This window comes from Pseudomonas sp. S30 (genome assembly GCF_016518545.1).
Classification (GTDB): domain Bacteria; phylum Pseudomonadota; class Gammaproteobacteria; order Pseudomonadales; family Pseudomonadaceae; genus Aquipseudomonas.
This window is the reverse complement of sequence record NZ_JACVTO010000003.1, coordinates 1-11,492: the sequence shown is the minus strand read 5'-3', so window position 1 is coordinate 11,492 and position 11,492 is coordinate 1. Positions and strand designations below refer to the sequence as shown.

At 63.7% G+C, this 11,492-nt stretch carries 10 protein-coding genes; 4 read left to right on the top strand and 6 right to left on the bottom strand.

Features of this window, described 5'->3' with window-relative positions:
• Positions 1–241: 241 nt before the first annotated feature.
• Both IAE34_RS04580 and IAE34_RS04575 read left to right on the top strand, forming a co-directional pair.
• Positions 242–1,423, top strand: coding sequence for a multidrug effflux MFS transporter (locus tag IAE34_RS04580; RefSeq protein WP_200137679.1), 1,182 nt, complete (start codon positions 242–244; stop codon positions 1,421–1,423).
• Between the two features lie 430 nt (positions 1,424–1,853).
• Entirely contained in the window at positions 1,854–2,567 is a 714-nt protein-coding gene (locus tag IAE34_RS04575; RefSeq protein WP_200137678.1) for an ArsR/SmtB family transcription factor, read from the top strand.
• Positions 2,568–2,589: 22 nt separating this feature from the next.
• On the opposite strand, the gene IAE34_RS04570 is transcribed toward IAE34_RS04575, so the two are convergent.
• The 6 genes from IAE34_RS04570 to IAE34_RS04545 form a co-directional block, all read right to left on the bottom strand.
• Complete coding sequence (locus tag IAE34_RS04570) at positions 2,590–3,537, bottom strand: adenosine deaminase (protein ID WP_200137677.1); 948 nt, start codon at positions 3,535–3,537, stop codon at positions 2,590–2,592.
• A 91-nt stretch (positions 3,538–3,628) separates the two neighbouring features.
• A complete protein-coding gene (locus tag IAE34_RS04565) occupies positions 3,629–4,984 on the bottom strand; it encodes an 8-oxoguanine deaminase (protein ID WP_200137676.1) in 1,356 nt (451 codons plus the stop codon).
• 121 nt (positions 4,985–5,105) lie between these two features.
• On the bottom strand, positions 5,106–5,792 hold the full coding sequence (locus IAE34_RS04560) for an SDR family oxidoreductase (protein WP_200137675.1): 687 nt from the start codon (positions 5,790–5,792) through the stop codon (positions 5,106–5,108).
• A 361-nt stretch (positions 5,793–6,153) separates the two neighbouring features.
• A complete protein-coding gene (locus IAE34_RS04555) occupies positions 6,154–6,741 on the bottom strand; it encodes an IMPACT family protein (protein ID WP_200137674.1) in 588 nt (195 codons plus the stop codon).
• Between the two features lie 9 nt (positions 6,742–6,750).
• Entirely contained in the window at positions 6,751–7,413 is a 663-nt protein-coding gene (locus IAE34_RS04550) for a TetR/AcrR family transcriptional regulator (RefSeq protein ID WP_200137673.1), read from the bottom strand.
• Positions 7,414–7,485: 72 nt separating this feature from the next.
• Positions 7,486–8,406, bottom strand: a complete 921-nt coding sequence (locus IAE34_RS04545; protein ID WP_325100970.1) for a LysR family transcriptional regulator — start codon at positions 8,404–8,406, stop codon at positions 7,486–7,488.
• Positions 8,407–8,522: 116 nt separating this feature from the next.
• Here IAE34_RS04545 and IAE34_RS04540 point away from each other — a divergent pair, with 116 nt between their 5' ends.
• Together IAE34_RS04540 and IAE34_RS04535 are read left to right on the top strand one after the other, a co-directional pair.
• Entirely contained in the window at positions 8,523–9,869 is a 1,347-nt protein-coding gene (locus tag IAE34_RS04540; protein ID WP_200137671.1) for an aspartate aminotransferase family protein, read from the top strand.
• Positions 9,870–9,933: 64 nt separating this feature from the next.
• Positions 9,934–11,427 (top strand): CoA-acylating methylmalonate-semialdehyde dehydrogenase, encoded by a 1,494-nt coding sequence (locus IAE34_RS04535; RefSeq protein ID WP_200137670.1) that lies wholly within the window; start codon positions 9,934–9,936, stop codon positions 11,425–11,427.
• The last annotated feature ends 65 nt before the right edge of the window (positions 11,428–11,492 follow it).

The window sequence follows — 11,492 nt, the reverse complement described above, 5'->3', positions numbered from 1 at the left end:
ATGTCATGCCGTGCTCCTGATCGTGGGATCGGTCTCGATTGCACGATGGACGGCGGGCATCGACCGCGTAGCGCCGGTGCCACTCATCGCTCTCGATCAAGATGCTAAGGCTGGCCACCCTCACTGTAACCTGGCACTTTTATCAGGCATGCGAAATAGAGTGACGTGTTGTCAGGTTTCCATGGCAGGGGACGAGGAGGTCTGTAGACTGGCGGTTTACTTAGCCTGCTACGGATGTTAGATGAACCTGCGAATGGTGATGATCCTCGGCGCCCTGAGTGCGTTCGGGCCCCTGGCGATCGATTTTTACCTGCCTGCTTTTCCGGCCATGGCTCATGCCTTCGCCACCGACGAACGCCAGATCCAGACCACCCTGGCGGTCTATTTCCTGGGCCTTTCGATTGGCCAGTTGGCGTATGGCCCGGCGGCGGACCGCTTCGGGCGGCGTACGCCCTTGCTGTTCGGCGTCGCGCTGTTCACCCTGGCCTCCCTGGCCTGCGCCTATGCACCCAACCTGCAGGTGCTGATCCTCGCCCGTTTCGTACAGGCGCTGGGGGGCTGCGCAGGTATGGTCCTGTCTCGGGCCATCGTCAGCGACAAATGCGATGCAGTGGCGTCGGCAAAAGTGTTCTCGCAGCTCATGCTGGTCATGGGGCTGGCGCCGATTCTGGCGCCCATGCTCGGTGGGCTGCTGGTGAACGTCGCGGGCTGGCAATCGATTTTCCTGTCCTTGAGCCTGTTCAGTGCCGCGGCGTTGCTGGCCGTGGCGCTCGGCCTGCCGGAGAGCCTGCCGGCGCATGTTGCGCGGCAACCGCTCGCGGGCGCCTTGCGCCAATACCTGCGCCTGGCACGCGATCCGGTGTTCATCGGCCATGCCCTGACCGGCGGCATCGCCATCGCCGGCATGTTCGCCTATATCGCCGGGTCTCCCTTCGTGTTCATCAAGCTCTATGGCGTGCCGGCCGAGCACTACGGCTGGCTGTTCGGCACCAATGCTGCCGGATTCATCCTGGTGGCTCAGCTCAATGCACGGCTGCTGTCCAGGCGCCAGCCCGGGTGGTTGCTGGTCAGGGCCGTCTGGGTCTACCTGCTGGCCGGGGCGCTGCTGCTGGCATTGGCTACCCTGCATCCCGCCGCGCTCTGGCCGTTGCTGATCCCCCTGTTCGTCTGCATCGCCAGCCTGGGTTGCATCATTCCCAATGCTTCGGCCTGTGCGATGAACGGGCAGGGCGCCAGGGCAGGAAGCGCCTCGGCCTTGCTGGGCAGTCTGCAGTTCAGCGTGGCCGCCGGTGCCGCGGCACTGGTCGGCGCACTGCATGACGGCAGTGCCGTACCCATGTCGCTGGTGATCACGTTGTGCGGCGTACTGGTGGTCGGTGCTGCGCTTTCGACCCGACGTCGACAGACGCGCATGGCGGCCTGAGGCGCGACAGGCACCTGCCTGGCCCCTGTCATGACTCGATGAGTATTCTGATTGTCATGCGCTATTCAAGGAAGCTGAATGTCGGTCACCGTCTGACTTGCCTGGCATTCTGCTGAACGTGCCGGTCTGTGTCCTTTGAAACAGAACGAGTGGCCGAAAAACGAGCATGGACCAGACATCTCCTACATTGCTGAGGGTAGTGCCACCCTCGTTGCCCGAGCTTCCCTATAGCCCTTCGAGCCCCCTAGTGCAGGGGGCTCGGCGGCTTATACTGGGATCGGGCGGGCGATGCAGTTAGAGCGGCTTCCCTTGCAGCGATGCGTCCCGCACCCGTCAGGGTTCCATCGTCGCAGAAGCTGCCGCGCTGGCAACGCCTGCTGCCATGGATGGCCATGGACGAGGACACGACTTTGCCTGGAGTGAATGGAGCATGAAAGCAGTTTGCAGTATCAGCCAGATCGCCGGCCTGATGGCCGAGCCCAAGCGCAGCGCAATGCTCTGGGCCCTGATCGACGGCTCGGCGCGGCACGCCGACGAACTGGCCTCGATGACCGGCGTCACCCCCTCATCGGCCTGCGCCCATCTTTCGTTGCTGTCCTCTGCAGGCCTGCTGCGTCTGGAGGCCCGGGGGCGCAAGCGCTATTTCCGCCTGGCCACTCCCGAAGTGGTGGCTGCCGTCGAAGCTCTGGCCAGCGTCGAGCTGGGCCGTCGTGGCGAAAGCCGCACGTCGGTCAAACCCTTGCAGGTCCCGCTGTCGTTGCGCCGAGCGCGCCGCTGCGGCGATCATCTCGGTGGCGAGATCGCGGCGGACCTGTACCGACGCATGGTCTGCGCCGGCTGGTTGGAGGGCAACCAGCTGCACCCCAGCGTCAGCGCCGAAGGGTGCGCGCAACTCGGGCAACTGGGCGTCTACATCGAGGCGCTGGCCCCGCGCCAACGGGGACGCTGCGAGATCTGCCACTGCAGTGAGTGGAGCGATACCAGTGCCCATCTCGGCGGCGCAGTGGGCCATGCGCTGCTCAGACTGTTCCTGCAATCGGGGTGGATACGCGAGCAGGAGGGGACGCGAACGCTGAAGATCTCGACCTTGGGCGTGCAGGAAATCAACCGCATCGCCAATGTGCCGGCCCTGCAGGTCGGATGATCTGCAGGGCCGCGTGGCAGGCCTAGACCAGGCGTGCATCCAGGCTGTTCTGCGCCAGGCGCTGGGCCTGGTCCTGGGTCATGCCGAGGTGTTCGTGCAGCGCCATGAAATTCTCCGTCACGTATCCGCCGAAGTAGGCCGGGTCGTCGGAATTGACGGTCACCTTCACGCCCCGCTCGAGCATGTCCAGTATGTTGTGTTGGCCCATGTGTTCGAATACGCAAAGCTTGGTATTGGACAGCGGGCAGACGGTCAGCGGAATCTGCTCCTCGATGATACGCTGCATGAGCCGCTCGTCTTCGATGGCACGCACACCATGGTCGATACGCTTGATCTTCAGCAGGTCCAGCGCTTCCCAGATGTATTCGGGCGGGCCCTCTTCACCCGCATGGGCAACCGCCACCAGCCCTTCGCTGCGGGCACGGTCGAACACGCGCTGGAATTTGCTTGGAGGGTGACCTTGCTCCGAGCTGTCCAGCCCGACGGCAATGAACGCATCGCGAAACGGCAGGGCGCGATCCAGTGTCTTCTGCGCTTCGTCTTCGCTCAGGTGACGCAGGAAGCTCAGGATCAGGCCACTGCTGATGCCCAGCTGTTCACGTCCGTCCTTGAGCGCCTGGCCGATGCCACCGAGCACCACCTCGAAGGGAATGCCGCGATCGGTGTGGGTCTGTGGATCGAAGAACGGCTCGGTGTGCACCACGTTCTGCGCCTTGCAGCGTTGCAGGTAGGCCCAGGTCAGGTCGTAGAAGTCCTGTTCGCTGCGCAGTACATCGGCCCCTTGGTAATAAAGGTCGAGGAACTCCTGCAGATTGTTGAACGCATAGGCACTGCGCAGCGCCTCGACATCGTTCCACGGCAGGGCCACCTTGTTGCGTTCGGCCAGGGCGAACAGCAGCTCCGGCTCCAGGGAACCTTCCAGGTGCATGTGCAATTCGGCCTTGGGCAGGGCGTTGAGCCAGTCGTACATATGAAATATCTCGAATCAATCACGGTTGGCCGACATTCTACAGGGCTGAGCGGCATTCGACAGGCCGGGGGGCGGTTGACCCCCGGTTGGCTCAGCCGGCGATCAAGGCCGCTGCTGCCTGGCGATGGTCGGCGATCAGTCGCTGGACGTCCAACCCTTCGATCTGACCGTCGATCACCCGCCATTGCCCCGCCACCATCACGCGATCAGCCCGGTCCGCTGCGCACAGCAGCAAGGCTGACAGCGGGTCGTGACTGCCGGAAAATCGCAATGCGTCGAGCTTGAACAAAGCCAGGTCGGCCTGCTTGCCGACGGCCAGTTCACCGATGTCGTCCCGGCCCAGCAGACGTGCCGAGCCTTGAGTGGCCCACCCAAGCACGCGCTGGGGCGTTATCCGTTCGGCGCCGTAGCGCAGGCGCTGCAAGTAGAGCGCCTGACGTGCTTCGAGCAGCAGGTTGGACGCATCGTTGGAAGCCGATCCGTCCACGCCCAGCCCGATGGTGGCGCCGCCGGCCTCCAGTTCCTCGGTCGGACAGATGCCCGAGGCCAGGCGCATGTTCGAAGTGGGGCAATGGCATATCCCCGTACCGGCAGCGCCCAACCTGGCGATCTCCTGGGCGTCGAAGTGAATGCCGTGGGCCAGCCAGGTGCGCGGGCCGAGCCAGCCGACGCTGTCCAAGTAATCTACGGTGCGCAGGCCGAAGCGTTGCCGGCAGAAATCCTCTTCGTCGAGGGTTTCGGCCAGGTGGGTATGCAAACGCACGTCCAGGGTTTCGGCCAGCGTGGCACTGGCGCGCATGATCTGCGGCGTGACGGAAAACGGCGAGCAGGGTGCCAGGGCGATCTGGATGCGGGCGCCCTCGCCACGCTCATGGTAGCTGTGGATAAGCCGCTGACTGTCGGCCAGGATGGTTTCGCCCTGCTGCACCGTCTGCTGCGGGGGCAGTCCACCGTCGGTCTGACCCAGGCTCATCGAGCCCCGCGTGAGCATGGCGCGCATCCCCAGCTTGCGTACGGCCTCGACCTGAATGTCGATGGCATGATCCAGCCCGTCCGGAAACAGGTAGTGATGGTCGGCGGTCGTGGTGCAGCCGGACAACAGCAGCTCGGCCAGTGCCACTTCGCTGGCCAGCGCCAGGCTGCGAGGCGTCAGGCGCGCCCATACCGGGTAAAGGGTCTTGAGCCACGGAAACAACGGCTGGTTGACCACCGGTGCCCAGGCACGGGTGAGGGTCTGGTAGAAATGGTGATGGGTGTTGACCAGCCCCGGCAGTAGCACGTGGTCACGGGCGTCGAAAATCTGCTCGCAGGGGTGGCGGGGTCGTTCGCCCAAGGCAAGCACTTCGCGGATGCGACCCTCTTGCACCACCAGCCCACCGCGGGCATCGGCGGCGTTGGCGGTGAAAATGGCCAGGGGGGATTTCAACCAGGTACGGATGGCAGGCATGGTGCCGGCTCCTCTGAAGATTCGTGTTCAGGGTTAGCCAGCTCAGTGTTGTCCTGTCTGCTGATCCAGGTCCGCCAGGGGCGAGGTACCGAGTCTACTGCCCCGCCCGGCGCCTTTCAATTCACCAGCTCAAGGTGTCGCCTTTGTAGTTGATGAAGTGCAAGCCACCCCGGCCGCTCTGCTGGACGATCTGGTCGAGCATGCCGCGGGTGCTGGTGAAGACGTCGATTTCGGCGTTTTCCCCGCCCATGTCGGTCTTCACCCAACCCGGGTGCATGGCGATCACGCTCAGGTCCGGGCGCTGCACCTGCACCACGAACGTGTTGATCATCGAGTTCAAGGCGGCCTTGCTGGCCTTGTACAAGCAGATCTCGTTGCCGTCCGGGCTGGTCACGCTGCCTAGCCCCGAACTCATGAAGGCCAGCACACCGCTGCCTTGGCGCAGTTGCCCGAGCAGACGGCTGGCCACCCGAATCGGCGCGACGGCATTGGTCATGAACAGCGCGCCGATATCGTCATTTCGCACGGCTTCCAGATCCTGCGGCAGTGGTCCCATTACCCCGGCGTTGATGAATACCAGGTCGAAGGTCTCGCCCTGCAGCCGCTGTTTCAGCGCGTCGAGCAACGCCGTGTCATTCATGTCCAGTGACTCGACGCGTACACCTTCGACTTCAGCCAGGGCTCCAGGCGTGCGGGCGTCACGCACCGTGGCAACCACGTTCCAGCCATCCTCGCGCAGACGTTGCACCAGGCCCAGGCCTAGTCCGCGGGAAGCTCCGATGATGAGGGCATGCTTGCGGGTGGTCATGTGAGTGCTCCAGGAAAGTGAGGGCTCTGGAGCATAACCCATGCAGTGATCCATGGGCGCCCGCCAGCGGCTGATCAAAAAATAGCCGCCTGCTTGAAACCCCCGTACTCGAAGGCCCAGACGGTATTGGCACACGGGTTATCCACAAGCTGCTCCACAGTTATTGTGTGCAAGCATCTGTTTGCACTGCAGTCTGCGCCTGAGCCAGGGTGTGTGGATAAATGCCGCCTCTTCAGGTAGTTAGACGTGTCATCGAGTTGTGATCAAAAACTGTACAGTTACGGCGACGCCTGGCGGCGCCTGGGCTACAGCCTGTTACTCAAGGTTTATCCACAGGCAGGCCCACAGTATCTGTGCGTAGCTAAGACGAGCTTCGCAGGTGGATTCGTCCACGGCTGAGGTCCGCCAGTTGCTGTGACAACAGCGGGAGCCGCTCGGCACTCAGGGCCAGGCGCAGGTCGACCCCATGGGCGGTGAACTGTTCGTCCAGCACCAGTGCGTCGGCTTCGGCCAGCCGCAACTTGAGCAGCGCCAACTCGCTGAAGCTGCAGCTGCAGACGAACTCGCTGCGCTCCACCAGCAAGCGCTTGGGCGCCTGTTGCAGGCATTTGTTCGCACCGCCACCGTAGGCGCGCGCCAGCCCTCCGGTACCTAGTTGAATACCACCGTACCAACGGATCACCAGCACCACCACCTGATCGCAATCCTGCGCCTCGATGGCCGCCAGGATCGGCCTGCCAGCCGTACCTCCCGGCTCTCCATCGTCGCTGCTGCGGTACTGCGCGCCCAGCTTCCAGGCCCAGCAATTATGCGTTGCCGCAGGATCACCGTGACGTTCGATGAACTCCATGGCCTCGGCTGGGCTGGAGATGGGGCCGGCGAGTGTCACAAAGCGGCTCTTGCGGATTTCTTCGCGCCATTCGCAGCGCTCGAGCAGGGTGTAGGGCATAGGTCGTGATCAGGCCGGCGCGGTGATACCGCAGCCCTTGAGAATGACGTGGATCAGGGTGTCGCCCGCCACTTCCATGTCCTGCTTGGTCAGGCGGCTGCGGCCGGTGACCTGGCAGATCTGCGTGGCGAAATCGGCGTAGTGCTGGGTACTGCTCCAGAGCAGGAAGATCAAGTGCACCGGGTCCACCGGGTCCATCTTGCCGGCCTCGATCCAGGCCTGGAACACCGACGCGCGTCCCCGGAACCATTCGCGGTAGTCCGCATTGAAGTAGTCGGTGAGGCAATGACCGCCGCTGATCACTTCCATGGCGAAGATCCGTGAGGCCTGTGGGTTGCGCCGCGAGTACTCCATCTTGGTGCGCAGGTACTGGCTCAGCGCTTGTGCAGGGTCGTCCTCCACGCTCAAGGCATTGAAGGTGCTGTCCCACAGCTCGATGATGTTGCTCAGCACTGCGATGTAGAGTCCGAGCTTGTTGGTGAAGTAATAGTGCAGGTTGGCCTTGGGCAGGTTGGCCTTTACCGCGATGGTGTTCATGCTGGTGCCCTTGAAACCATGCCGGGCGAACTCGTCTTCTGCGGCCTGGATGATGGCCTGTTCGTTCTTCTGGCGAATGCGCCCGGCGGGCTTGCCCGAGGCGGAGAGGCGATGCGCGGGGACTTCAAGTGTCATGGACGTTTCCGTACGGTGTCAGTGGGCAACGGCTGTCGGACAGAGTACCTGCCTCTGCTGAAGTGACAAGCACTAGCGAGTCGTCGACAGGCTTTGTAAAAAACTTTCCAGGACCAGGTTCGGCCGTCGCCCCTTGCGAGTGACCCAGCTCAGGCTCAGATCGTAGTGGCGGCGAGTCGGTTTCAGGGCCCGCAGTCGCCCCTGCTGCACCCAGAACGCGGCATAGTGGTCCGGCAGGTAACCGATGTAGCGGCCGGTCAGGATCAGGAACGCCATACCCTCGCGGTCCGAGGCGCTGGCCGTGCAGTGCAGTGCCTGGTAATGGGCCTGGACGTCGGCCGGCAGGCGGAACGTCGGCGCGATGGCTTCCTGGGCATCGAGGCGGGCGTCGTCGATCTGCCCATCTTCGGCGTAGAACAGCGGATGACCCACCGCGCAGTAGAGCAGGGATCGCTCGCTGTACAGCGGCTGATACTCCAGGCCCGAGAGCGGGCTGGTCTGCGGCACCACGCCCACGTGCAGGCTGCCGTCCAGCACGCCTTGCTCCACCTGGCTCGGCGCGATCATGCGGATCTGGATCCGCACGTCCGGGCCGCGATCCTTGAGTTCGGCCAGCGCGTGGGTGATGCGCATGTGGGGCAAGGTGACCAGGTTGTCGGTCAGGCCGATGTTGAGTTCGCCGCGCAGGTGCTGGTGCAGGCCGTTGACTTCGGTGCGGAAGGTCTCCAGGGCGCTGAGCAACTGCAACGCCGAGTGATAGACCTCGCGGCCTTCCTCGGTGAGCGAGAACCCTGCGCGCCCCCGCTGACACAGGCGCAGGCCGAGGCGTTGTTCAAGATCGTTCATCTGCTGGCTGATGGCCGAGCGACCGATACCCAGGACACTTTCCGCCGCCGAAAAACCACCGCACTCCACCACGCTGCGATAGATCTTCAGCAGGCGGATGTCGAAATCGCTGACTTGGGCGAGGGGATCCGGGCGTCGGCTCATCAGTTTAGTCAGCCTCTGACTGAAGGTTAGAAATGTTGGGTTTTTCCGACTTTAGCCCCATGCCACCTTAGCGTGCAACAACACCCATCGTTGCCTAGTCGTTTGCCGAGGAACCGCCGATGAACATGCCTGAAGCCGCGCCCACCGGTATGGCCAGCCAGCTCAAGCTGGACGCCCACTGGATGCCCTACACCGCCAACCGCAATTTCCATCGTGATCCGCGGTTGATCGTCGCAGCCGACGGCAATCACCTGGTGGACGACAAGGGTCGCAGGATCTTCGACGCGCTCTCCGGCCTGTGGACCTGCGGCGCCGGCCATACACGCAAGGAAATCGCCGACGCAGTGGCCCGCCAGTTGAGCGTGCTGGACTACTCGCCGGCGTTCCAGTTCGGCCATCCGCTGTCGTTCCAGCTGGCAGAAAAAATCGCCGAGTTGACGCCAGGCGACCTCAACCACACCTTCTATACCAACTCCGGCTCCGAATGTGCCGACACCGCGCTGAAGATGGTCCGTGCCTACTGGCGCCTCAAGGGCCAGGCCTCCAAGACCAAGATCATCGGCCGCGCCCGTGGCTACCACGGCGTGAACATCGCCGGCACCAGCCTGGGCGGCGTCAACGGCAACCGCAAGATGTTCGGCCAGCTGCTGGACGTCGATCACCTGCCCCATACCGTGCTACCGGTCAACGCCTTCTCCAAGGGCCTGCCCGAGCAGGGCGGGGTGGCGCTGGCCGAGGAGATGCTCAAGCTGATCGAGCTGCATGACGCGTCCAACATTGCGGCGGTGATCGTCGAACCCCTCGCGGGCTCGGCCGGGGTCCTGCCACCGCCCAAGGGCTACCTCAAGCGTCTGCGCGAGATCTGCAGCCAGCACAACATCCTGCTGATCTTCGACGAAGTGATCACCGGTTTCGGGCGCATGGGCGCGATGACCGGCGCCGAAGCCTTCGGTGTGACACCGGACCTGATGTGCATCGCCAAGCAGGTCACCAACGGCGCCATCCCCATGGGCGCAGTGGTGGCCAGCAGCGAGATCTACCAGACCTTCATGAACCAGCCCACGCCCGAGTACGCCGTGGAATTCCCTCATGGTTACACCTACTCGGCGCACCCGGTGGCATGCGCGGCCGGCATCGCGGCGTTGGACCTGCTGCAACGGGAGAACCTGGTGCAGGCGTCCGCCGAGCTCGCTCCCTACTTCGAGACCCTGCTGCACGGCCTGAAGGGCAGCAAGAACGTGGTCGACATTCGCAACTACGGCCTGGCCGGCGCGATCCAGATCGCCGCGCGTGACGGCGACGCCATCGTGCGTCCCTACGAAACCGCAATGAAGCTGTGGAAGGCAGGCTTCTATGTGCGCTTCGGCGGCGACACCCTGCAGTTCGGCCCCACCTTCAATACCCAGCCGCAGGAGCTGGATCGGTTGTTCGATGCGGTCGGCGAGACCTTGCAGCAGATCGACTGATCATCCCGATAGTGCGACAGGCGCCATGTGCGCCTGTTTTCTCCCTCTTCATTCGGAGTCTTCCATGAGCGTCGTTCAACACCTGATCAACGGTGAGCTGGTTTCCAAGGGCGGTCGCACCGCCGAGGTGTTCAACCCTTCCATCGGCCAGTCGACCCGCAAGGTCGAACTGGCCAGCCGCGCCACCATCCAGGACGCCATCGATTCGGCCAAGGCAGCTTTCCCGGCCTGGCGCAACACGCCACCGGCCAAGCGCGCCCAGGTGATGTTCCGCTTCAAGCAGTTGCTGGAGCAGAACGAAGCCCGCATCGCCCAGCTGATCAGCGAAGAGCATGGCAAGACCCTCGAGGATGCGGCCGGCGAGCTCAAGCGCGGCATCGAGAACGTCGAATTCGCCTGTGCAGCCCCCGAACTGCTCAAGGGTGAGTACAGCCGTAACGTCGGTCCGAACATCGATGCCTGGTCGGACTTCCAGCCTCTGGGCGTGGTCGCCGGCATCACGCCGTTCAACTTCCCGGCCATGGTCCCCTTGTGGATGTATCCGCTGGCGATCGTCTGCGGTAACGCATTCATCCTGAAACCGTCCGAGCGCGATCCCAGCTCGACCTTGTACATCGCCCAACTGCTGCACGAGGCAGGTCTGCCAAAAGGTATCCTCAACGTGGTGCATGGCGACAAGGAAGCGGTGGATGCACTGATCGAAGCGCCGGAGGTCAAGGCGTTGAGCTTCGTGGGCTCCACGCCGATCGCCGAGTACATTTATGCCGAAGGCACCAAGCGCGGCAAGCGCGTGCAGGCGCTGGGCGGGGCGAAGAACCATGCGGTACTGATGCCTGACGCGGAACTGGACAACGCCGTCAGCGCGCTGATGGGCGCAGCCTACGGATCCTGTGGCGAGCGCTGCATGGCCATTTCGGTGGCTGTCTGCGTGGGCGATCAGGTCGCCGACGCGCTCATCGCCAAGCTCGAGCCGCAGATCAAGGCCCTGAAGATCGGCGCCGGCACCTCCTGCGGCCTGGACATGGGGCCGTTGGTCACCGCGGCTGCGCGTGACAAAGTGGTCGGCTACATCGACGACGGCCTGGCGGCCGGCGCGCAGTTGGTGGTCGACGGTCGCGGATTGCGTGTCTCGGGCAACGAAGACGGCTACTTCGTCGGCGGTACCTTGTTCGACCGCGTGACGCCCGACATGCGCATCTATAAAGAGGAAATCTTCGGCCCGGTGCTGTGCGTGGTGCGGGTTAAGAGCCTGGAAGAGGCCATGCAACTGATCAACGATCACGAGTACGGCAACGGCACCTGTATCTTCACCCGCGACGGTGAGGCGGCGCGCTTGTTCTGCGACGAGATCGAGGTCGGCATGGTCGGCGTCAACGTACCGCTGCCGGTGCCGGTGAGCTACCACAGCTTCGGCGGCTGGAAGCGTTCGCTGTTCGGTGACCTGCATGCATACGGGCCGGACGGTGTGCGCTTCTACACCCGCCGCAAGGCCATCACCCAGCGCTGGCCGCAGCGCAAGAGCCACGAGGCCTCGCAGTTCGCCTTCCCCAGCCTCTGATCGGCTGGCGTAGAGCGGGGAGGCCGACAGGCCTCCCCGCTGCGTTTTCCGCGATCTGAAAGATT